The 22340-nt window shown below is 67.7% G+C and carries 17 protein-coding genes and 1 pseudogene; 8 read left to right on the forward strand and 10 right to left on the reverse strand.

Translation table 11 applies throughout. From position 1 onward, the window contains the following. Positions 1-29: 29 nt before the first annotated feature. Positions 30-455 (reverse strand): NUDIX hydrolase, encoded by a 426-nt coding sequence (locus SY91_RS18420; protein WP_023474517.1) that lies wholly within the window; start codon positions 453-455, stop codon positions 30-32. 187 nt (positions 456-642) lie between these two features. After that, positions 643-2031, reverse strand: coding sequence for a nucleobase:cation symporter-2 family protein (locus tag SY91_RS18425; protein ID WP_043886346.1), 1389 nt, complete (start codon positions 2029-2031; stop codon positions 643-645). A gap of 261 nt (positions 2032-2292) precedes the next feature. Between SY91_RS18425 and SY91_RS18430 the strand changes: the two are divergent. Continuing rightward, positions 2293-3333, forward strand: a pseudogene (locus SY91_RS18430) (RNA-guided endonuclease InsQ/TnpB family protein). Positions 3334-3418: 85 nt separating this feature from the next. Here SY91_RS18430 and SY91_RS18435 read toward each other — a convergent pair. Next, positions 3419-4396 carry a LysR family transcriptional regulator gene (locus SY91_RS18435; RefSeq protein WP_023474520.1) on the reverse strand — a complete coding sequence of 326 codons (978 nt, stop codon included), beginning with the start codon at positions 4394-4396 and terminating at the stop codon, positions 3419-3421. A gap of 134 nt (positions 4397-4530) precedes the next feature. On the opposite strand from SY91_RS18435, the gene SY91_RS18440 reads away from it, so the two are divergent. From SY91_RS18440 to SY91_RS18450, 3 genes are all read left to right on the forward strand, one after another. Beyond that, positions 4531-5250: an SDR family oxidoreductase gene (locus tag SY91_RS18440; RefSeq protein WP_023474521.1), complete on the forward strand. Its 720-nt coding sequence runs from the start codon at positions 4531-4533 to the stop codon at positions 5248-5250. Positions 5251-5494: 244 nt separating this feature from the next. Continuing rightward, positions 5495-5830, forward strand: a complete 336-nt coding sequence (locus tag SY91_RS18445; RefSeq protein ID WP_011548055.1) for a putative quinol monooxygenase — start codon at positions 5495-5497, stop codon at positions 5828-5830. Further along, positions 5827-6984, forward strand: a complete 1158-nt coding sequence (locus SY91_RS18450; RefSeq protein WP_023474523.1) for an iron-containing alcohol dehydrogenase — start codon at positions 5827-5829, stop codon at positions 6982-6984. The genes SY91_RS18445 and SY91_RS18450 overlap by 4 nt, the downstream gene beginning before the upstream one ends. Positions 6985-7020: 36 nt before the next feature. Here the strand turns inward: SY91_RS18450 and SY91_RS18455 are convergent, their stop codons facing one another. Together SY91_RS18455 and SY91_RS18460 are read right to left on the reverse strand one after the other, a co-directional pair. Continuing rightward, the gene (locus SY91_RS18455; RefSeq protein WP_185921292.1) at positions 7021-8184 is read right to left on the reverse strand and encodes an MFS transporter; all 1164 of its coding nucleotides are present in this window, start codon (positions 8182-8184) and stop codon (positions 7021-7023) included. A 223-nt stretch (positions 8185-8407) separates the two neighbouring features. Next, on the reverse strand, positions 8408-10588 hold the full coding sequence (locus SY91_RS18460; protein WP_023478143.1) for an ornithine decarboxylase: 2181 nt from the start codon (positions 10586-10588) through the stop codon (positions 8408-8410). A 508-nt stretch (positions 10589-11096) separates the two neighbouring features. Here SY91_RS18460 and SY91_RS18465 point away from each other — a divergent pair. Next, positions 11097-13397, forward strand: a complete 2301-nt coding sequence (locus tag SY91_RS18465; RefSeq protein WP_124591544.1) for an Orn/Lys/Arg decarboxylase N-terminal domain-containing protein — start codon at positions 11097-11099, stop codon at positions 13395-13397. Between the two features lie 65 nt (positions 13398-13462). Next, positions 13463-14848 carry a putrescine-ornithine antiporter gene (gene potE, locus SY91_RS18470; protein WP_023478030.1) on the forward strand — a complete coding sequence of 462 codons (1386 nt, stop codon included), beginning with the start codon at positions 13463-13465 and terminating at the stop codon, positions 14846-14848. A gap of 3 nt (positions 14849-14851) precedes the next feature. On the opposite strand, the gene SY91_RS18475 is transcribed toward potE, so the two are convergent. Further along, positions 14852-15760 (reverse strand): LysR family transcriptional regulator, encoded by a 909-nt coding sequence (locus SY91_RS18475; protein WP_023478031.1) that lies wholly within the window; start codon positions 15758-15760, stop codon positions 14852-14854. 197 nt (positions 15761-15957) lie between these two features. Between SY91_RS18475 and SY91_RS18480 the strand changes: the two genes are divergently transcribed. Next, on the forward strand, positions 15958-16542 hold the full coding sequence (locus tag SY91_RS18480; RefSeq protein WP_043888659.1) for a putative glycolipid-binding domain-containing protein: 585 nt from the start codon (positions 15958-15960) through the stop codon (positions 16540-16542). Between the two features lie 4 nt (positions 16543-16546). Here SY91_RS18480 and SY91_RS18485 read toward each other — a convergent pair whose 3' ends face one another. Continuing rightward, entirely contained in the window at positions 16547-17539 is a 993-nt protein-coding gene (locus tag SY91_RS18485) for a sulfonate ABC transporter substrate-binding protein (RefSeq protein WP_124478245.1), read from the reverse strand. Between the two features lie 210 nt (positions 17540-17749). Further along, complete coding sequence (locus SY91_RS18490) at positions 17750-18157, reverse strand: DUF427 domain-containing protein (protein WP_011548045.1); 408 nt, start codon at positions 18155-18157, stop codon at positions 17750-17752. Between the two features lie 367 nt (positions 18158-18524). Here SY91_RS18490 and SY91_RS18495 point away from each other — a divergent pair, with 367 nt between their 5' ends. Then, complete coding sequence (locus SY91_RS18495; protein WP_124478246.1) at positions 18525-20186, forward strand: ABC transporter substrate-binding protein; 1662 nt, start codon at positions 18525-18527, stop codon at positions 20184-20186. Positions 20187-20231: 45 nt separating this feature from the next. On the opposite strand, the gene SY91_RS18500 is transcribed toward SY91_RS18495, so the two are convergent. Both SY91_RS18500 and SY91_RS18505 read right to left on the reverse strand, forming a co-directional pair. Beyond that, a complete protein-coding gene (locus tag SY91_RS18500; RefSeq protein WP_185921293.1) occupies positions 20232-21179 on the reverse strand; it encodes a TauD/TfdA dioxygenase family protein in 948 nt (315 codons plus the stop codon). 157 nt (positions 21180-21336) lie between these two features. Beyond that, the gene (locus SY91_RS18505; protein WP_006479273.1) at positions 21337-22290 is read right to left on the reverse strand and encodes a TauD/TfdA dioxygenase family protein; all 954 of its coding nucleotides are present in this window, start codon (positions 22288-22290) and stop codon (positions 21337-21339) included. Positions 22291-22340 lie beyond the last annotated feature (50 nt).

Genomic DNA, 22340 nt, shown 5'->3' on the forward strand with positions numbered 1-22340 from the left:
CGCGAGCCGACAGACGGCTCGGGCGTGCGCTACGTCTTGCGGATTTCGTGGTCGTAGACGAGTTCGACGATTCGCTTCGTCGGAATACTCGCGCGCAGGCGGTCGACACCGTCGATCGGAAACCACTTGCATTTCGCGATCTCGTTGCTCGCTTGCGGCGTCTGGTCCGGCCCGACTTCCGCGAAGAACACGTGGTGGATCTTTGCGAGCCCGGTGAACTGCATCGAGTACACCAGATCCTGGTCGGTCATGCCCGTTTCTTCGCACAATTCGCGATGCGCGGCTTCGAGCGGGGTTTCCCCACGCTTGATCGTGCCGCCGGGAAGGGCCCAGCGCGACGCCGCACGCGTGACGAGCAACACGCGCTCATCGCGATAGCAGACGACGGTCGCGCGTTCCTTGATCGGGACGGCACTCGTTTCGGGGGCGTGGTCGGGCGTGAGGATCAGGGGCATGCCGTGATTCTAACCAGCCCAAATCGATCGGCCAAGGCGGCCTGACCGGGTTTGACGATCAGGGCCTGCCTGAGCGCTCCCGCGATGGCGAGGGCCATGCCGCGCCGGCACCCGGAGGCCGGTGCCGGCCGGCGCGACGCACGGTGCGGCCCATCCCGCGCACCGCGCCGTCGCGCGGTTCCTTCGATTACTTCTTTTCCGGCAGGAACCAGTTCATCACGAGCGCACAGATGCCGCCCGTCGCCACGCCCGATTCCAGCACGTTCTTCAGTGCATGGGGCAGGCTGTTCAGGATGTCCGGCACCTGCGACACGCCGAGGCCGAGCGCCAGCGACACCGCGATGATCAGCAGCGCGCGACGGTCGAGATGGACGCCCGCGAGAATGTTGATGCCCGACGCGGCCACCGCACCGAACATCACCATCGCCGCACCGCCGAGCACGGGCTCCGGCACGGCCTGCAGCACGCCGGCGACGACCGGGAACAGGCCGAGCACCACCAGCATGCCCGCGATCCAGATACCGACGTGACGGCTCGCGACGCCGGTAATCTGGATCACGCCGTTGTTCTGCGCGAATACCGAGCTCGGGAACGTGTTGAACACGCCGGCCAGCAGCGAGTTCGCCCCGTTGACGAGCACGCCGCCCTTGATGCGCTGCATCCACACCGGCCCCTCGACCGGCTCGTTCGAGATCTTGCTGGTGGCCGTCACGTCGCCGATCGCTTCGAGCGACGTGACGAGGTAGATGATCAGCATCGGCACGAACAGCGCCCACGAGAAGCCGATGCCGAAGTGCAGCGGCGTCGGCACCTGGAACAGCGCGGCCTGGTGCATGCCGGTGAAATCGAGGCGGCCGAGGAACGCGGCCGCGAGGTAGCCGATCGCGAGCGCGATGACGAGTGCGGTGCTGCGCACCCAGACGACCGGCACGCGGTTCAGCAGGATGATCGTGCCGAGCACGAGGCCCGACAGTGTCAGGTTCTCCGCGCTCGCGAACGTGCCCTTGGCCATCGCGCCGTAGCCGCCGCCCATGCTGATGAGGCCGACCTTGATCAGCGTGAGGCCGATCAGCAGCACGACGATGCCGGTGACGAGCGGGGTGATCAGGCGCTTCACGAACGGCAGGATGCGCGACACGCCCATCTCCACGAACGACCCGGCGATCACGACGCCGAAGATCGCGGCCATCACGGTCTCGACCGGCGTGCCTTGCTTGACCATCAGGCTGCCGCCGGCGATCAGCGGGCCGACGAAGTTGAAGCTGGTGCCCTGGACGATCAGCAGGCCGGCGCCCAGCGGGCCGAAGCGCTTGCACTGCACGAAGGTGGCGATGCCGGAAATCACCAGCGACATCGACACGATCAGGGTCGTATCGCGGCTGGACACGCCGAGCGCCTGGCAGATCAACAGGCCGGGCGTGACGATCGGCACGATGATCGCGAGCAGGTGCTGGAGGGCGGCGACGAACGCGACCATCGGCGCCGGCCGGTCGTTCGGGCCGTAGACGAGGTCGCGGGCCGCTTCTGCGGCGTCGGTGCCATGGGAGGCGGAGGGGGCGGAGGAGGCGGGTTGCATGGCGAGCGGGCCGGACAAGATGGAAAGTGCGGCATTTTAGCCGAAGGGGCTGCCGGCGCGGCCCGGCCGGGCCGCGATAGGGGGATTCGGCGGCGCGTGGAAAAGGCGCCCGATCGGCCCCGGCGATCAGCGGGTCGGCTGCGTGGCGATCCCTGCTGGGCAATCGTTTCATCAGTTGCTCCGAGAAACCCCGCCATTGATGGCGGGAAGGAAGGGCGTGCAGTTGACAGGCAGCTTCTTCCACGGGTTAGGATCGCCGGCATGATCCTTGTCTACCGCTACCGCGTGAAATCGCTCAACGGACTGCTTAACAAGTAGAGCCGTGCGGTGAACTTTTGCAACGACACGCAGAAGCACGCGCTCAAGTGGAACAAGAAGTGGCCGACGGGATTCGATCTGAACGTGCTGACGACCGGCAGCAGCAAGGCGCTCGGCATCCACTCCGGCACGGTCAACGCAACGTGCGAGCAATACGCGAAGTCGCGCAGCCAGCGTCGACGCCCTTACCTGCGCTATCGCGGCAGGAAATCGCTGGGCTGGGTGCCGCTGAAGGGGCGTGACCTGAAGCGCGAGGGTGACGCGTTCCGTTTCGCCGGCAACACCTTCCGCGTGTTCAACAGCCGATCGCTTCCCGAAGGCAAGATCAAGGACGGCACCAACTTTGCGCAGGATGCGCGTGGTAATTGGTTCCTCAACATCGTGATCGAGATGCCCGATGTTCAGGCTCGTCCGATCCGTTCCGGCGTCGGCATCGATCTCGGCCTGAAAGACTTCGCCACACTTTCGACCGGCGAGAAGTTGCCCAATGACCGGTTCGGCCGACGAGCGGCGGAAAAGCTGGCGAAAGCGCACCGTGCGCACAAGCACAAGCGGCATATCGCGAAGTTGCACGCCAAAGTGGCAAATGTCCGTGCCGATTTTCAGCACAAGCTCGCGCTCGATCTGGTGCGGCGCTTCGATTACATCGCGGTCGGCAACGTGTCGGCCGCAAAACTCGCCAGAACCAGGATGGCGAAGAGCGTCTACGACGCATCCTGGTCGTCCTTCCGAAACAAGCTCCGCTACAAAGCGATCGCGCACGGGGCCACGTTCGAGGAAGTCGACGAAAGGAGTTCCACCCGGTCCTGTTCGGCGTGCGGGTCGAAAGACAGCACGACGCGGCCGAAAGGTATCGCAGGACTGCGAGTAAGAGAATGGGCCTGCAGTGACTGTGGTGTCGAGCATGATCGAGATATCAACGCTGCGCTGAACATTCTCCGATGCGGACGTGCATCGCCAGGTGTGGGAATCCTCTCCCTTTAGGGAGAGGAGGACGTCAAGAATGGCGAAATCCTGCACATCGACGGCGGCGGCCGGCTGGTTTGAGCGGCGGGATGTCGGCCGGCGGTCAGCCAGCGGCAGGCGTCCCCTTGCCGCGCGCCGCGGTGCGTGGCGGCCGGGAATCCGGATACGCGCGCTGGCACACGGCGATGACCGTATCGCGCAGGCGGCGATGCACGGGGTCGCCGTGCATGCGCGGATGCCACAGCGCGGACACGAGGATCGCCGGCAGACGGACCGGGATCTCGAAACTGCGCAGCCCGAGGGCTTCGGTGAGCCCCTGCGAGCACGCGTTGCCGAGGCTCGAGCGCGGCACCAGCGCGATCAGGTCGGTGCTGGCCGCGACACGCATCGCGTCCGGGTAGCCTGGCACGACGACGTGCACGACGGGGCCGTCGCCCGCGTTGACGGTCGAATCGTCGGCCAGCCCGCCGAAATCGCCGAGCTGGACCGCCATGACGTGGCGGCAGGCTGCATAGCGCGCGGGCGTGATCCGGGCCGACGCGAACAGCGGATGGCCGGCGCGCGCTACCGCGACGTGCCAGTCGTGAAAGAGCATGCGCGTGTGCAGCTCGGGTGCGTCGTCGCCGCGCTTGCCGATTTCGAGGTCGACCGTGCCGTCGCGCAGCGCTTGCGGGTCGCGGTCGAGCTTCGGGACGAAGCGGATACGCACGCGCGGCGCGACGTCGCCGAGTGCGGCCACCACCGGGCCGGACAGCATTTCCATGAACGACGCGGCCGCCCGGATCGTGAACGTGGCCGTGAGCGTCGCGAGGTCGACGTCGGCTGTCGCCGGCCGGAGCACGGCGCGCGCGTCGCTCGCGACGGCATGCACGCGGTCGCGCAACGCGGCTGCGTGCGGCGTTGGCACGAGCTTGCGCCCGGCGCGCACGAGCAACTGGTCGCCGGTGGCGGTGCGCAGCCGCGTGAGCGTGCGGCTCATCGCGGACGTGCTCAGGCCCAGCCGGCGCGCGGCGCCGGTCACGCTGGCTTCCGACAGCAGCACATCGAGCGCGGTGACGAGGTTCAGGTCGATGTCTTCCATGTGGACAGGATACGCCACTGTGCGGTTTGACATGGCGTTCGGTGCAACGATGGATTGCATCCGGTGCGTCTGGCGCCTGTCGTGGTGCCCGCCTATAGTGGTCGCATGACGAAACACGGCAAAGGCGAGAAACCATGCAATCGACTGAATCGAATCGACGAAACGCCCCCGCGATCCTCCTCGTCGCGGCGTCGCGCGGCCTCGGGCTGGCGATGGCGGAGGCATTCCTGAACAAGGGCTGGCACGTGACGGGCACGGTGCGCGAAGGATCGGGACGCACGAAGCTGCACGACCTGGCCGACCGGTTCGATGGCCGGCTCGAGATCGGCACGCTCGACATCTGCGAGCCCGCGCAACTGGCCGCGCTTCGCGCGCGCCTGTCGGGCCGGCGCTTCGACGTGCTGTTCGTGAATGCCGGCACGACCAACGATCCGAATGAAACGATCGGCGAAGTGACGACCGACGAATTCGTGCGCGTGATGATCACGAATGCGCTGGCGCCGATGCGCGCGATCGAGACGCTGCAGGATCTCGTGACCGACGACGGGCTGATCGGCGCCATGTCGTCGGGGCAGGGCAGCGTCGCGAACAACGTGACCGGAATGCGCGAGGTGTATCGCGGCAGCAAGGCGGCGCTGAACCAGTTCATGCGCAGCTTCGCGGCACGTCAGGCCGATACGCGCCGCGCGCTGGCGCTGATGGCGCCCGGCTGGGTCCGCACCGAACTCGGCGGACCCGATGCACGCCTGACCATCGAGGAGAGCGTGCCGAGCCTCGTCGACGTGTTGCTCGCGAAGCGGGCGCGGCCCGGGCTCGAATACCTCGACTATCTGGGACGCACGGTGCCCTGGTAAGCAGCGTGGTGGCGCAAGCGCACGGGCGGCCGGCCGGGCTCCTGTTCGCCGTGAGCGTGCCGTGAGGGATTGGGTTCGATGTTTTCGCGGCCGGTCGCGGCACTGCGAAGGCCGTGCCGATTCAATACAATGCGACGACGCGTCAGTGATACGGTGCCGCCTCATCGCGTTTGAATCCATCCGGTTCATCGCGGCTGGGGTGCGCTCCCGTCATGACGGGCTTGTGTCGAACCTGGAGCGCAGCATGAACGAACCCTACCTGCAGGTCATCGCGCATTACTTCGCGAAGCCCGGCAACGGCGACCGCGTGATCGAACTGCTTGCGGAACTTGCGCCGGCCACGCGGGCCGAGCCGAAGAATCTCGACTACGCGTATTTCCGGTCGCCGGAGCACCCCGACCACATCGTGATTCTCGAACGCTATCGCGATGCCGACGGCCTCGACGCGCATCGGGAAACGCCGCATTTCCAGCGGATCGGAATCGGGGCGATCATGCCGTTGCTCGATCGCCGCGACGTGTCCCGCTACATGGTGCAGCCGGACACTGGCACGGCGACGCCACCGGGAGGCACCCGATGAACCCGTTTCAATTCCGTACCGTTCCGACCCAGATCGTCGAATTCGGCGCCGCGCGCCGGCTCGGCGCGCTGTTGCGCGAACGCTTTCCGGCGCTCGTGCGGCTGTGCGTCGTCACCGATGCGTTCCTGCATCGCAGCGGCGTGCTCGCGCCCGCGCTGGAGAGCCTCGCCGCGCACGGCTGGCAGGTCACCGTGATCGACGACGTGATCGCCGATCCGCCCGAGCACGTGGTGCTCGAAGCCACCGCGCGGGCCGTCGCGGCCGATGCCGAGATCGTGCTCGGGCTCGGCGGCGGCTCGTCGATGGACGTCGCGAAGCTGATCGCGGTGCTCGCGCCGGGGCAGCAGGCGCTGGCCGACATGTACGGCGTCGACAAGGTCGCGAGCGCGCGGCTGCCGCTCGTGCAGATGCCGACCACGGCCGGCACGGGCTCCGAGGTCACGGCCGTGTCGATCGTCACGGTCGGCGAGGCGCGCAAGATGGGGGTCGTGTCGCCGCATCTGTTCGCCGACGTCGCGATCCTCGACGCGGAACTCACGCTCGGCCTGCCGCGCGCGGCGACGGCCGCCACCGGCATCGACGCGATGGTGCATGCGATCGAGGCGTACACATCCGCGCGGCTGAAGAATCCGGTGTCCGACATGCTGGCCACGCACGCGCTGACGCTGCTGTCGCGCAACCTGCTGCCCGCCTGCGACGACGGGCAGAACCGGCACGCGCGCGAAGCGATGCTGGTCGGCGCGATGTTCGCGGGGCAGGCGTTCGCGAATGCGCCGGTCGCGGCCGTGCACGCGCTGGCCTATCCGGTCGGCGGGATCTTCCACGTGCCGCACGGGCTGTCGAATGCGCTGGTGCTGCCGCACGTGCTGCGCTTCAATGCGCCGGCCGCCGCGCCGCTGTATGCGGAACTGGCAGCCATCGTCGCGCCGTCGGCCACGGGTAGCGACGAAGCGAAAACGCATGCGCTGATCGCGGAGATCGACCGGCTGATCGTCGCGACGGGCATTCCGCGCACGTTGCGCGAGGTCGGTATCGGCGAGGCCGACCTGCCGAGGATGGCGTCGGACGCGATGCTGCAGACACGCCTGCTCGTGAACAATCCGCGCGAGGTGACCGAGGCCGACGCGCTGGAGATTTACCGGCAGGCCTGGTGACGCGGCGGGCGGGCGTGGCGCGTCGCCCGGCACGATTCAAGATGCGCGCACGGCCTGCCGAGCGGGCCGTGCCGCGACCCACGCGCATGCCAGCGCGACGGCCACCAGCACGCAGCCGGCCGACGGTGTAACGAGCAGCGCATCGCGCCCGACGAGCACGCCGCCGAGCGCCGATCCGAGCGCGACGCCCGCATGCATCGCCGATACGTTGAGGCCGACGCTCGCATCGGCCAGCGTCGGCCCGGTGTGAATCAGATAGTTCTGCACGATCGGCGAGATCGACCAGCTGATGCCGCCCCACAGCATCATCGCGGGCACGAACACGAGCGGCGACGCACCGGCCGCCGGCAGCGCGGCCATCGCGACGAGAAACACGGCAGGGCATGCGCACAGCGCGCGCGCTGCGCCGAGCCGATCCGAGCAGAACCCGCCGAGCCACGCACCGGTCACGCCGGCCATCCCGAACGCGACGTACAAGCCTTCGAGCGCCGCCGCGCCGGGCGACAGCACGGCCTGCAGATACGGCGTGAGATACGCGAACAGCGTGAAATGGCCGCCGATCATTGCGATCGACACACATTGCGCGGCGAGCAATCGCGGTTGCGACAGCACGGCGCGATACGACGGCATGCCGGGCGCGCCGGCCGCGGCCGGTGTCATGCGCGGCAGCCCACGCGCGAGCCAGATCCCGAGCGGCAGCGCGGCCACCGCGATCGACACGAACACCGCGCGCCAGCCGGCCCATTCGGCGATGCGCATCCCGATCGGCACGCCGAGCACGAGCGATGCGCTGATCCCCATGAAGACGATGCCGATCGCACGGCCGCGTTGCGACACCGGCGCGAGTTCCGCCGCGAACCGCGTCGCGACGAGGATCAGCGTCGCGCAGCTCGCGGCCATCAGCACGCGCGCAGCGAACAGGCTCGCATAGCCGGGGCTTGCGGCGGCGCACAGGTTGGCGGCCGCGAACGCGCCGAGCGCCGCGAGCAGCGCGGTGCGCCGTTCGACCCGTGCGACGAACGAGGCCGCCACCAGCGCGGCGAGCGCGAACACGGCGGAGAAGATCGTGGTGAGATGTCCGGCAGCGGCGATCGAGACGTGAAGGCCGGCGGAGATCGCCGGCAGGATGCCGACGCAGATGTTTTCGGCAACGCCGGCCAGGAACACGGCGGCGGCCAGCAGATACACGCGAACGTCCAACGCAAACCCCTCCTGTACGCGCGATGCGACGGCGCCGGGCAGGGGCGCGGCCGCATCGGATCGAATCGACGGATGGGTTTCGACGCGAGGCTTCGGTTATCCCGGAAAGGAGGACGGTACCGCACGGTCGGAACGCGCGCAAGTGCCGGCGTGCGGTCGTGGCGGCGTCGGGCGGCGGACGCGGAGAACAGGACGGGGGGCGGCACGCCGCCGCCCACCGCGCTTACATGCGCGCCGCGTCGGCGCCGGCCGCGACCACGTAGGCCGACGCCTGCTTCGTGCCGTCCGGCTTCGTTTGCAGGTACACGCCCTGGATTTCCGGCTCGAAGCCCGGCAGTGCGTTGATCCCGGCTTCGAGCGCGCGGAAGTAGTCGAGCGCCGGGCCGCCCCACGCTTCGCCGGGCACCACGCAGAAGATGCCGGGCGGATAGGGCAGCGCGCCTTCGGTCGCGATCCGGCCTTCGATGCGCTCGAGCGTGACGAGCTCGACGTTGTTGCGGATCAGCTCGGCATTCGCGGCCTGCGGCAGCATCGCCTGCTTGGGGAACTGCGCACGCCGGAACATCTGTTTCTGCAGGTGCTTCATGTCGTGGCTGCGGTAGAAGTCGTGCATGCGCTGGCACAGCTGCCGCAGGCGCATCGTGCCGTACAGCTCCGGATATGCTTCGCACAGCGACGGAATCGCTTCGCGCAGCGGTGTGTCCTGGTCGAGATGGCGCTCGAACTGCGCGAGGTGCGCAACCAGATGCTGCAGCTTGCCGAAGCTCTCCGACGGCGTGAGCAGGAACAGGATCGTGTACAGGTCGGCCTTCTCCGGCACGACGCCGTGCTCGCGCAGGTAGCGCGCGAGGATCGGCGCCGGTGCGCCGAACGCCGCGTATTCGTGCGTGTCGCGATCGATGCCGGGCGTGGTCAGCAGCAGCTTGCACGGATCGACGAAATACTGGTCGTCCGCATAGCCTTCGAAGCCGTGCCACGTGTCGGCCGGGTGGAAGCGGAAGAAGCGCAGGTCGTCGACGATCTGCTCGGTCGGATAGTCGGCCCACGGGCGGCCGTCGATCTCTTGCGGGACGAACGGACGGATCTGCCGGCAGGTTTTCAGCAGCAGCTTGCGCGCATCGACGCCGTGTGCGACGCAGTCGCGCCACAGGCGCCTGCCGGCCGGGCCCGCATGCATCTGCGCGTTGACGTCGAGCGCCGCGAACATCGGGTAGAACGGGCTCGTCGACGCGTGGATCATGTACGCGTTGTTGAAGCGCCGGTGATCGCAGAAACGCTTCTGGCCTTCGATGTGGCGATCCTTCTTGTGGATCTGCGACGTCTGTGAGAAGCCGGCCTGTTGCTTGTGCACCGACTGCGTGACGAAGATGCCGGGATCGTCCGGGCCGAGCGTGAGCATCAGCGGCGAGCAGTCCTGCATCATCGGAATGAACTGCTCGTAGCCGACCCACGCCGAATCGAACAGGATGTAGTCGCACAGATGCCCGATCCGGTCGACGATTTCGCGTGCGTTGTAGATCGTGCCGTCGTAGGTGCCGAGCTGGATCACCGCGAGCCGGAACGGGCGCGGCAGGTCGGCGCGCTCGGGCGCGACGTCGCGGATCGCGTCGCGAATGCGCGCTTCGCCGAGCGCCGCGCTGTCGACGCCGCCGATGAGACCCCACGCATTGCGCGCGGTCTCGAGGTAGACGGGTCGCGCGCCGGACAGCACGAGCGCGCCGAGGTGCACGGACTTGTGGTTGTTGCGGTCGAACAGCACGAGATCGTCGGGCGCGAGCAGCGCGCTCGTGACGACCTTGTTCGACGTCGACGTGCCGTTCAGTACGAACCAGGTCTTGTCCGCGTTGTAGATCCTTGCGGCGTTGCGCTGCGCTTCCAGCGCGGGCCCTTCATGGATCAGCAGGTCGCCGAGCCGGACGTCCGCGTTGCAGAGGTCCGCGCGAAACAGCGTCTCGCCGAAGAAGTCGAAGAACATCCGGCCGAGCGGATGGTTCGAGAAGAACTGGCCGCCCTGGTGGCCCGGGCAGTCGAATTCGACATAGCCGCGCTGCACGTAGTCGCGCATGACCTTGAAGAACGGCGGCAGCAGGTTCTCGCTGTAGATGTCGGCGGCGGCGGAGATCTGCCGTCCGTAGTAATGGCGGCCGCCGTGCCGGAGCTGGATCACGCCGCTCGCGCGCGGCAGGACCGACGGCGGCACTTCCTGGTCGGGCTCGACCGCGACGAAGAACGGAATCGCGAAACCGGTTCGCTCGACGGTTTTCAGTATCTTTTCCGCGGCATCGATGCCGACGACGATGGCCGCGATATTCGTGAAATCGGTCTGAAATACGTCGACCTGTTCATGCGTGGTGAGAAAGGCGCCGATCAGCGCCGGCTCGACTGCGATTTTCAACAGGCTCACGCGAACTCTCCGGTAAATGACCTGAAACGGGAGCCGCATTCGCGCCGGGACGCAATCGTGAATCGATACGCGCTACAGCCGATTGAAAACGGTCCCGCGAATGCTGAATGCCGATTGCGCATTGCACCAGAAAGCCTTGCGCGGCGCGGCACGAGCGCGATGGGGCAAGGCCCGGCGCAGCCGATCGTAGCAACAAATGCACGCGGATTCAATCGATCGGAATCAGCAATTCCATGGCGGCATGAGCATGATCAAGTCATCGGGAATTGGCGTGCTGCAGCGCACATAAAAATGATCCAATGATGAAAATCCGATTCGAAAGGGCCGATTGTTTCACCGAATCGTCGGCTTCTCATCGAAAGGCATCCATGGCATAGTCGGCTCCGAACTGGATGGCGAATCAAGCCGGAATTGCGCGCGTCTCATGCCGCTGCCCGTGACTGCTTCCCGCGTGCTCGTGAGACGAACGATACCAATCGAAGAGCAACGCAACAGCGAGGGCAACATCATGAATACTTCCGTCGGCGGCATTCGCCGTCTCGGCATGCGTGCGCTACTGGTCGACGACGAGATCGCGCAGGAAACCGCGACCGGGCGCGCGGTCCGCACGCTGAGCGCGGAGCTCGCGCAACGCGGTGTCGACGTGCTGACGGCCACGTCCGCCGACGATGCCATCGTGCTGATCCGCTCCGATCCGTCGATCCAGTGCGTGCTGCTCGACTGGGATCTCGGCGTGGACGGCCACGGGCCGTCCGAGGCGGTGGTCGACGCGATCCGGCATCGCAACGGCAGCGTGCCGATCTTCCTGCTGGCCGACCGCAGCGTCGCGTCGACGGTACCGGCCGCGGTGATGGGCAAGGTCGACGATTTCGTGTGGCTGCTCGAGGATACGGCCGACTTCATCGGCGGGCGCATTCACGCGGCGATCGAGCGCTATCGCTCGACCGTGCTGCCGCCGATGTTCGGCGCGCTTGCGAAGTTCTCGCGCGTCTACGAATACTCGTGGCATACGCCGGGCCACACCGGCGGCACCGGCTTCCTGAAATCGCCGGTCGGCCGCGCGTTCTTCGAATACTTCGGCGAATCGCTGTTCCGCTCGGACCTGTCGATCTCGGTGGGCGAACTCGGCTCGCTGCTCGACCACTCGGGCCCGATCGGCGAAAGCGAACGCTACGCGGCGCGCGTGTTCGGCGCGCATCGCACGTATCACGTGACGAACGGCTCGTCGACGTCGAACCGCATCATCCTGATGGCGAGCGTGAGCCGCGATCAGATCGCGCTGTGCGACCGCAACTGCCACAAGTCGGCCGAGCACGCGATGACGATGTCGGGCGCGATTCCGACCTACCTCGTACCGACGCGCAACCGCTACGGGATCATCGGGCCGATCGCGCCGGAGCGCCTCACGCAGGTGGCGATTCGCGAGGCGATCGCATCGAACCCGCTCGCGGCCGGGCTGGCCGATCGCCAGCCGAAGCACGCGATCGTCACGAATTCGACGTACGACGGGCTTTGCTACAACGTGACGCGCGTCGAGGAACTGCTCGGCGCGAGCGTCGACCGGCTGCACTTCGACGAAGCGTGGTACGGCTACGCGCGTTTCAATCCGATCTACCGCGACCGCCATGCGATGCACGGCGACCCGCGCGATCACCACAAGGATCGGCCGACGGTGTTCGCGACGCAGTCGACGCACAAGCTGCTGACCGCGCTATCGCAGGCGTCGTACATTCACGTGCGCGACGGCCGCAGCCCGATTCCGCATGGCCAGTTCAACGAAACGTTCATGATGCACGCGTCGACGTCGCCGAACTACGCGATCATCGCGTCGAACGACGTCGCGGCCGCGATGATGGACGGCCCCGGCGGCGCCGCGCTGACGCACGAGTCGATCGAGGAGGCCGTCGCGTTCCGGCAGATGATCGCGCGGATGAACGGCGAATTCGGCGCGAAGGGCGACTGGTTCTTCGAATGCTGGCAGCCCGACACCGTGCTCGAGGCGCGCACGGGCCGCACGCTGCCGTTCCACGAAGCGCCGCCCGAGCTGCTCGCGAGCGACCCGGCGTGCTGGGTGCTGCGCCCCGGCGCGCAATGGCACGGCTTCGGCAATCTCGAGGACGGCTATTGCATGCTCGACCCGATCAAGGTGTCGATCGTCACGCCGGGTGTCGCGCCGGCCGGCGGCCTGATGCCGGTCGGCATCCCGGCGAGCGTCGTCACCGCGTATCTCGATGCGCGCGGGATCGTCGTCGAGAAGACGACCGATTTCACGATCCTGTTCCTGTTCTCGATCGGTATCACGAAGGGCAAGTGGGGCTCGCTCGTCAGCGCGCTGTGCGATTTCAAGCGCGACTACGACGCGAACCTGCCGCTCGACATGGCGATTCCGTCGCTCGCGAAGGAGCATGGCGCGCGCTATGCGGGCATGGGGCTGAAGGATCTGGCCGACACGATGTTCGCGGCGATGGAGCAGCTCGGCACGACGCGCCTGATGTCGGAGGCGTTCTCGATCCTGCCGAAGCCGGAAATGAGCCCGGTGCGCGCATACGAGCACCTCGTGCAGGGTCGCGTCGAGCAGGTCACGCTCGACGAGCTGGCCGGGCGCACGGTGGCCACCGGCGTCGTGCCGTATCCGCCGGGTATTCCGCTGTTGATGCCGGGCGAGAACGCGGGGCCGGCCGGCGGCCCGGTGCTCGGCTACCTGAAGGCGCTCGAGGCGTACGACCGGCGTTTCCCCGGGTTCGCGCACGACACGCACGGCGTGGAGGTCGAGGACGGCACGTACCGCGTGTACTGCCTGACCGCCTGACACCCGACCGGGCGAACGAACGAGCGACCGGCCGCGCGGCGGCCTCACATCGAAGGATCGACACCATGGAACACGCAGCGCACCTATCGGACGCGGCCCCGGCGGCCGCGCAGAAGCACCGGATGAACGTCTGGCAGCTCACCGTCCTCACCGCGGTCAACATGATGGGCTCCGGCATCATCCTGCTGCCGTCGAAGCTCGCGCAGGTCGGCACGATCTCGCTGCTGTCGTGGATCGTCACGGCCGGCGGCTCGCTCGCGCTGGCCTATGCGTTCGCGCGCTGCGGGATGCTGAGCCGCAAGCCGGGCGGGATGGGCGGCTACGCGGAGTACGCGTTCGGCAAGGCCGGCAACTACATGGCGAACTATACGTACGGGCTGTCGCTCGTGATCGCCAACGTCGCGATCGGCGTCACGGCGGTCGGCTACGGCACCGTACTGTTCGACGCGACGCTGTCGCCGCTGCAAACGGGCCTGTGGACGATCTTCCTGCTCGTGCTGACGACAGTCGCGAATTTTGGCGGCTCGCGCATCACCGGCCGGATCGGCGCGGTGACGGTGTGGGGCGTGATCATTCCGGTCGTCGTCGTGTCGCTGATCGGCTGGTTCTGGTTCAGCGGCGCGACCTGGGGCGCCGCGTGGAATCCGAACCACATGCCGTTCGGGCCCGCCGTCGGCAGCTCGATCGCGGTGACGCTGTGGGCGTTCCTCGGGCTCGAATCGGCGTGCGCGAACTCGGACGCCGTCGAGAATCCGGAGCGCAACGTGCCGATCGCCGTGCTCGGCGGCACGATCGCGTCGGCGATCTTCTACATCGTGTCGACCAACGTAATTGCCGGGATCGTGCCCAACGCGATTCTCGCGAAGTCGAACGCGCCGTTCGGCATCGCGTTCGCGACGATGTTCACGCCGACCGTCGGCACGATCGTCACCGCGCTGATGGTGATCGCGTGCATCGGCTCGCTGCTCGGCTGGCAGTTCACGGTCGCGCAGGTGTTCAAGAGCTCGGCGGACGTCGGCTACTTCCTGCCGGTGTTCGCCCGCGCGACGCGCACCGGCACGCCGATCGTCGGCATGGTGATCCTGCTGGTCGCGCAGGTCGCGCTGGCGCTGATGACGATCAGCCCCGAGCTGAGCAGCCAGTTCCAGAAGATCGTCGATCTCGCGGTCGTCACGAACCTGGTGCCTTACGTGATGTCGATGGCCGCACTGATCACGATCCAGAAGGTCGCGAAGGTGCCGCCGGGCAAGGCGCTCGTGACGAACGTGATCGCGATGGTCGCGACCGCATACAGCTTCTACGCGCTGTTCAGCTCGGGCGAGCAGGCGCTGATGCTCGGCGGCCTGTGCGTGTTCCTTGGCTGGACGCTGTTCGGCTTCGTCAGCGCGCGCTTCTACCAGATGGAAGTCGACGCGCACGTGAAGGAGCCGGGGAAGTCGCTGCAGGCGTGACGGCTAGCACTGACCTTGCGTCAGCAGCGGCGGGAGTTCGCTTTTCAGCAGATCGACGACGGCACGCACGCGCGGCGGCAGCGGCCGTTGCGCGTGCACCAGCACGTTGAGCGCGAAGTCGGGGACGTCGTAGTGCGGCAGCAGGCGCACGAGCCGGCCATGCGCGAGCGCATCGGCGCAAGCCGGATGCTGGACCACGCCGATGCCGCCGCCCGCCGCGATCGTGTCGAACATCGGGCGCCAGTGGCTCGCGGTCATGACGGTGCGGATGCGCGCGTATTCGACCGCACCGCCGTCGCGCCGCAGCGGCACCTGTTCGTTCGCGAACACGCCTTTCACGCGGATGAACGGATGGTTCGCGAGATCGGCCTTCGTGTCGATCGGGCCGTGCCGCTCGAGATACGACGGCGCGGCCACGAGCACGCGGCCGACCGCGCCGAGCGCGTACGCGATGAAGCCGCCATCGCCGAGCTGGCCGACCCGGATCGAAATGTCGACGCCCTCGGTGACCGGATCGACGATATCGTCGTTCAGCACGAGGTCGATGTGCAGCTTCGGATACGCGGTGCGGATCTGCATCAGCACGCCCGGCAGCACGACCTCGCCGAAACATTGCGGCGCCGCGAGCCGGATCGTGCCGTCGAGCGCATGCGCCGTCTTCGACACCGACGCAACGGCCAGCTCGGCCGCTTCGAGCAGCGCCTTGCTGCGTTCGTAGAAAATCCGGCCTTCCTCCGTGCACGCGAGGGTGCGTGCACTGCGCATCAGCAGCCGCGTGCCGAGATGCTTTTCGAGCTTCTCGATGCGCTCGCTGACGGCCGGTTGGCCCATGTCGAGATCCCGCGCCGCGCCGGACATCGTGCCGCGCTCCACGACTCTCACGTAGATGCGCATCGTCGCCAACAAGTCCATGAAGTCGCGCCTCGTGTCTTCCGGTTCGATTTTTACCGATCGACGGATGGTACCAAAGCGGTGGAGGGATGATGGTGTGCGTTGGGCCGATACTGACTATCGGCCGGTGCGTTCATGGCGCCGCCGAGGCCGCGTGCGTTCATTCGCACGGTGAGCGAAAATCGGCCTTCTTCCGCGCGACCGACAGGAGCCCCGACATGACGCAACGCAATGAAGCCCGACGCACGCACTGCGTCGCCTGGCAGATCGTGCAGACGTGGCAGGCGGCCGAATGGTGCCGGCTCGACGCGTCGCAAACGGGCATCGCGCTGTCGGGAGCGGTCGCGGGTGCGATCGATGGCACGCCGTTTCGCATCGATTACGCGATCGCATGCGGGACCGACTGGTTCACGCGCTCGGCGCGCGTGACGCATTGGACCGGCACGGCGCCGCCACGGCAATGGGACATCGCATGCGATGCGGGGCAGTGGACGATCGACGGCGTCGATGCGCCGATGCTCGCGGGCGCGACCGACATCGATCTTGGCTTCAGTCCATCGACCAATACGCTGCCGATCCGGCGGCTGGCGCTCGCCGTCGGCGAATCGGCGGAGATTCGCACCGCGTGGCTGCGTTTTCCCGACTTCGACATCGTGCGCGGCGAGCAGCGCTATACGCGCACGGCGCCGCACGTGTATCGCTACGAGAGCGGCACGTATGCGGCCGACATCGAAATCGACGACGCGGGCCTCGTCACGGACTACGACGAATGGCGGCGCGTCGGCGCGGCGTCTGCGTCGTGACGGATCAGCGCGCGCTGGCGACCGACAGCTTGCCCGGAATCAGCTTCAGCGTGGTGAACGCGTCGGCGATGCTCTGCTGGTACGCGACCGTCGCGTCGGTGATCGGCTGCACGCCGTAGCCGGCGCGCTTGAGCGCGATTTCGAGCGTAGGCGCGTCGAGGCCGACGAGCGGCGACAGTTGCGCGGCCACCTCGGGCACGTGATCGCGCGCCCAGCGATCGACCGCGTCGACTTCGTCGAGCAGCGCGCGCAGCACCTGCGGGTGGGCGGCCGCGTACTTGCGGGCGGCGAGGTAGTACTGCGTGTTGCGCACGAGCCCTTCGCCATTCGCGACCACGCGCGCGCCGAGCTGCCGTTCGGCGGCGGCCAGATACGGATCCCAGATCACCCACGCATCGACGCTGCGCTGCACGAACGCGGCGCGCGCGTCGGCCGGGGTCAGGTAGATCGGCTGGATGTCGGCATACGTGAGGCCCGCATGCTCGAGCGCCTTCACCAGCAGGTAATGGACGTTCGAGCCCTTGTTGAACGCGACCTTCTTGCCGCGCAGTTGCGCGAGAGTGCGGATCGGCGAATCGGGTAGCACGACGATCGCCTCGCCCTGCGGCGCGGGCGGCTCGTTGCCGATGTAGACGAAATCGACGCCGGCGGCCTGCGCGAAGATCGGCGGGGTTTCGCCGACCGTGCCGACGTCGATCGCGCCGGCGTTCAACCCTTCGAGCAGTTGCGGGCCGGCCGGGAATTCGAGCCATTGCACGGTGACGCCCTGGCTCGCCAGACGCTTCTCGAGCGTGCCGCGCGCCTTGAGCACGACGAAGTTGCCGTATTTCTGGAAGCCGATGCGCAGCCGCGTGCCGCTGTCGTCGGCCCGGGCCGGTGCGGCCGCGAGCGGCCCGAGCGCGAGCCCGGCCAGCCCGGCGGCCGCGCCGTGCAGCCACTGGCGGCGGCGCGGGTTCGCCGGGGTCGTTTCAAGGTCTGCGTGCGGTGTGTCGTTCATCGAGGCGTCCTGCTGGCGGGTTCACGGGGCGCGCGCGAAGGTGGCGCGGGCGCAGGGCCGGGCCGGATGCGGGCGACGCACGCAACGGGCCGGCCCGCGCCGGAGTCGAGACGATACGGGCCGGCGGGACGACGGCCAACCAATGAATCCGCATATGCAAATCAGCGGCCGGACGATACGTGAATGGCGACGCGGCAGGGCGCCCCGCGCTCACGCGGTGACGAGCAGGCTTTCCTCGATCGAATCGACGCGGTCCGGATAGAACGCGAGGTGCCCGCGAATCGATTCGACGGCCGGATTCGGATGCTCGTATGTCCATACCGCGTTGGTCGAGCGTTCGCCGCCGGCCGGAATCGAGTAGTACGCGCAATCGCCCTTGTACGGGCAGTAGGTCGCGTGATCGGTGCGTTCGAGCAGCGACATGTCGGCGTCCTCGCGCGGAATGTACAGCACGGCCGGGTAGCTGGCCTCGCGCAGCACCAGCGCGTGGCGCGTATCGGCGACGACCTTGCCGGCGACCTTCACGACCACCCGCGACGAATGCGGTTCGATCAGGATCGGATGATCGGGGCCCGGCGACTTCACGGGACGAGAGGGCGTATCGGGGTTGATCGACATTCGTGGTCCTCCAGAAAGAGCGGCGCGCTCGGACGCGCCGTGCCGGCACCTGCGCGCCAGGCGGATTCCCGCGCGCCGGTGCCGGCGTGGGCCAACCGATACGATGCACCCATTTCACGGAGCCTGCAGGGGGACGGAAGGGCGCCCGCGGCCGTGCGCGAATGGCGCGGTCTCATGACGGGGGGCGGGCGTCGCGGCGGGGTGCGCGAGCCTGTCCGCGGCGCTCGCATGGACATTCTCATGCAGCGGCAGCGGGATGCAGCCATGACGATAAGCAACGCGGAATTAATTGGTAAGCGATCGGCGGGCGGCGCGCGAAGATCGACGGTCGTCATTCGCATGGCACCTCTTTCTTTCCTCCGTCACCATGAAGAATCCTTTCGTTTCGTCAGCCGCGCGCCGGTCGCGCGGCGTATCGCCCGCCGGCGCCGCGCTTCGCTGCATCGCCGCGTCGTTGCTGCTGGCCGGCGCCGCGACGCACGCGCTCGCGGCGCCCACGGGCAAGACGCTCGTGTACTGCACCGAAGGCAGCCCGGCCGGCTTCGATCCCGGCCAGCACACGACGAGCACCGATTTCGATGCGAGCACGTACCCGGTCTACAACGGGCTCGTGCAGTTCAAGCGCGGCACGCTCGACCTCGAACCGGCGCTCGCGACGAGCTGGGACGTGTCGCCCGACCAGCGCACGATCACGTTCCACCTGCGGCGCGGCGTGAAATTCCAGACGACCGCATGGTTCAAGCCGACGCGGCCGTTCCAGGCCGACGACGTCGTGTTCACGTTCCGCCGGATGCTCGACCCGGACGATCCGTTCCGCAAGGCCTATCCGGTCAGCTTCCCGTATTTCAGCGATCTCGGCTTCGACCACAACATCGAACGCATCGAGAAGGTCGACGACTATACGGTGCGCTTCGTGCTGAAGTCGCCCGACGTCGTGTTCGTGCGCAATCTCGCGATGGCGTTCGCGTCGGTGCTGTCGGCCGAATATGCGGGGCAGCTCGCCACGCGCCATCGCGAGTCGGACATCAACCAGTTTCCGGTCGGCACGGGGCCGTTCGTGTTGCGTACGTACCAGAAGGATGCGCTGATCCGCTACGACGCGAATCCCGACTACTGGAACCCGGACGACGTGAAGCTCTCGCGCCTCGTGTTCGCGATCACGCCCGATCCGGCCGCGCGGCTGCAGAAGCTCGTGGCCGGCGAGTGCCAGGTATCGGCGTTTCCGCGGCCGGCGGATCTCGAGACGGTGCGGCGCGATCCGAAGCTGACGCTGTTCTCGGGGACGGGCTTCAACGTCGGCTTCGTCGCGTACAACACCCAGCATCCGCCGCTCGATCGCGTCGACGTGCGGCGCGCGCTCGACATCGCGATCGACAAGACGGCGATCATCAAGACCGTGTTCAACGGCGACGCGACGATCGCGACGAACCCGATGCCGCCCGCGCAATGGTCGTACAACCCGCGCCTGAAGGACGCGCCGCGCGATCCGGCCGCCGCGAAGGCCCTGCTCGCGCAAGCCGGCTTCCCGAACGGATTCGACCTCACGCTATGGGCGATGCCCGTGCAGCGCCCGTACAACCCGAACGCGCAACTGATGGCGCAACTGATCCAGCAGGACTGGGCGAAGATCGGCGTGCGCGCGAAGATCGTCAGCTACGAATGGGGCGAGTACAACCGCCGCGCGAAGCACGACGGCCAGCACGACGCGATCCTGTACGGCTGGTCGGGCGACAACGGCGACCCCGACAACTGGCTCGGCACGCTGCTCGGCTGCGAGGCGGTGCATGGCAGCAACCTCGCGAAGTGGTGCAACAAGGACTTCGAGCAACTCGTGACCGCCGCGCGGTCGAACGGGGACGTCGCGAAGCGCACGGCGCTGTACGAGCAGGCGCAGGTGGTATTCAAGGATCAGGTGCCGTTCACGCCGATCGCGACGTCGATCGTGTCGTTGCCGATCTCCAGGCGCGTGCACGGGCTGACGTTCTCGCCGCTCGGCGGGCACCGGTTCGACGGCGTGTGGCTCGATTGATCGAAGTGGGGCCGGCGCGCCGCGTGCGCGCCGGCGTTTGCCGCATCAGTTGAGTGCGACGGCGGCCGCGGCCTCGACCGGCGTGCCTTCGAGCGCGACCGACGGGCGGCCGTCGGGGCCGACCGGCACGTCGCCGATGAGCGTCGTGCGATACAGCTGGCGATCGAAGTCGAGATCGAAGATGTCGACGGGCGCGAGATGCGCGGTCGCGCGGTTGTCCCAGAACGCGATGCTGCGCGGTTCCCACTTGAAGCGGATCGTGAATTCCGGCCGCGTCACGTGCTCCCACAGCAGTTCGAGCAATGCCTGGCTCTCGCGCGGCGTCAGCCCGACGATCGATTTCAGGAAGCTCGGGCTCACGTACAGCGCGCGTTCGCCGGTCTCCGGATGCACGCGCACGAGCGGATGCTCGGTCACGAGCGGGCGGCGCTCGACGGCGTCGTCGAATGCGCCGGTCGCGCGCGCGCCGGGCGGCGGCGTGAAGCGATGGATGCCGCGCAGGGTATCGACGAAGCCGCGCAGCGGCGCGGACAGCGTTTCGTACGCGCGTACGAGGTTGGTCCAGTGCGTGTCGCCGCCGTACGGCGGGATCGTCACGCCACGCAGGATCGAGGCCCACGGCGGGTTCACGGCGGCCGTCACGTCGGTGTGCCAGCCGGTCCAGGGCCGGCGTACCGGTTCGCCTTCGAAGCGCGTCGCCTTGCGATGCTTCGAGATCGAATAGACGGCCGGATGGCCGTCGACGTGCCCGAACACCGGGTGGCCGACCGTCGGCTCGCCGAACTGCGCGGAGAACGCGACATGCTGCTCGTGCGTGAGGAATTGTTCGCGGAAGAAGATCACGCGCCATTTCAGCAGCGCGGCGCGGATCGCCGCGATCTGCGGCGTGGTCAACGGTTGCGTGAGGTCGACGCCGCGGATTTCCGCACCGATGTGGGCGGACAGCGGGATCACGTCGACCGGCTGGGCGGCGGGTTCGAGTAGGGCGCTCATGCGACGCTCCTGGCGGAAGTGAACGAGGGAGACGGGCGACATCGTGGCGCGTGCACGCGTCGATCCGGTGGTGCGAGGTTCATGGCGGGTGTCCTCCAGAGAGGCGCGCGACGGCGCGCGGAAAAGAGCGCCGCCGCGTGACGTGGGTACGTCGACGTTATTGCAGCGTGGCGCCCGGCCCCTTGAGCAGGACGCTCTGGCGGCCGTCGATGCCGACCGGCACGTCGCCGTGAACGGTCGCGCGGCGCACGACGCGGCGCGCATCGCCGTAGTCGTTGATCGCGTAGTGCTGGGTCGCGCGGTTGTCCCAGATCGCGACGTCGCCTTCCTGCCAGTTCCAGCGCACGGTGTTCTCGAGGCGCGTCACGTGTTCGTGCAGCACCTGCAGCAGGTGCGCGGAATCCTGCGACGACAGCCCCTTGATCTTCTGCACGAAGTGCCCGAGCACGAGCGTGCGTTCGCCGGTTTCCGGATGCACGCGCACGACCGGATGCTCGGTTTCGTAGACGGTCGACGTGAATACTTCGCGGTAGCGCTTCAGTTGCGTATCGTCGGCGTGCACGTGCGTCGACGCATAGTCGTACGCGTTCGTATGCAGCGCCCACAGCGTGTCGGCGAGCGCGCGCAGCGGGTCGGGCAGATTCGCGTACGCGGCGGCCGTGTTGGCCCACACGGTATCGCCGCCGAACGGCGGGATCACGACCGCGCGCAGGATCGAGATCTTCGGGTACGCGTCGACGAAGGTCACGTCGGTGTGCCACGAATTGGCGCGTGCGCCGTGCGCGGAATCGAGTTCGAGCAGGGCAGCGCTGCCGTCGACGGACGGCACGGTCGGGTGCGCGACCGTGTCGCCGAAGCGGCGGGCGAAGGCTTCCTGCGCGGTGTCGTCGAGATGGTGCTGGCCGCGGAAGAACAACACCTTGTGGCGCAGCAGCGCGGCGTGGACCGCATCGAACGTCGCGTCGTCGAGCGTGGCCGACAGCCGCACGCCGGAAATTTCGGCGCCGATCCGGCCGGCGACCTGACGAAGCTGAAGCGGGACGGTGGCCGTGCGCGGCGCGGCGTGCGAAGCAGGCGAGGGCGAGTGAGCGGCGTGCTGGACATCGGACATCGGGAGTCTCCTGGGAGTCGGGTCGGTCGAGTCTCCATTCAAGCAGGAGC

It is taken from the genome of Burkholderia cenocepacia (assembly GCF_014211915.1).
GTDB classification, from domain to species: domain Bacteria; phylum Pseudomonadota; class Gammaproteobacteria; order Burkholderiales; family Burkholderiaceae; genus Burkholderia; species Burkholderia orbicola.

Coding starts and splice junctions, on each gene's coding strand:
- SY91_RS18450 (WP_023474523.1), top strand. CDS start 5,827: ATGAACCCGTTTCAATTCCGTACCGTTCCGACCCAGATCGTCGAATTC.
- SY91_RS18500 (WP_185921293.1), bottom strand. CDS start 21,179: ATGAGCGCCCTACTCGAACCCGCCGCCCAGCCGGTCGACGTGATCCCG.
- potE (WP_023478030.1), top strand. CDS start 13,463: ATGGAACACGCAGCGCACCTATCGGACGCGGCCCCGGCGGCCGCGCAG.
- SY91_RS18495 (WP_124478246.1), top strand. CDS start 18,525: ATGAAGAATCCTTTCGTTTCGTCAGCCGCGCGCCGGTCGCGCGGCGTA.
- SY91_RS18445 (WP_011548055.1), top strand. CDS start 5,495: ATGAACGAACCCTACCTGCAGGTCATCGCGCATTACTTCGCGAAGCCC.
- SY91_RS18435 (WP_023474520.1), bottom strand. CDS start 4,396: ATGGAAGACATCGACCTGAACCTCGTCACCGCGCTCGATGTGCTGCTG.
- SY91_RS18440 (WP_023474521.1), top strand. CDS start 4,531: ATGCAATCGACTGAATCGAATCGACGAAACGCCCCCGCGATCCTCCTC.
- SY91_RS18490 (WP_011548045.1), bottom strand. CDS start 18,157: ATGTCGATCAACCCCGATACGCCCTCTCGTCCCGTGAAGTCGCCGGGC.
- SY91_RS18485 (WP_124478245.1), bottom strand. CDS start 17,539: ATGAACGACACACCGCACGCAGACCTTGAAACGACCCCGGCGAACCCG.
- SY91_RS18505 (WP_006479273.1), bottom strand. CDS start 22,290: ATGTCCGATGTCCAGCACGCCGCTCACTCGCCCTCGCCTGCTTCGCAC.
- SY91_RS18465 (WP_124591544.1), top strand. CDS start 11,097: ATGAATACTTCCGTCGGCGGCATTCGCCGTCTCGGCATGCGTGCGCTA.
- SY91_RS18425 (WP_043886346.1), bottom strand. CDS start 2,031: ATGCAACCCGCCTCCTCCGCCCCCTCCGCCTCCCATGGCACCGACGCC.
- SY91_RS18475 (WP_023478031.1), bottom strand. CDS start 15,760: ATGGACTTGTTGGCGACGATGCGCATCTACGTGAGAGTCGTGGAGCGC.
- SY91_RS18480 (WP_043888659.1), top strand. CDS start 15,958: ATGACGCAACGCAATGAAGCCCGACGCACGCACTGCGTCGCCTGGCAG.
- SY91_RS18420 (WP_023474517.1), bottom strand. CDS start 455: ATGCCCCTGATCCTCACGCCCGACCACGCCCCCGAAACGAGTGCCGTC.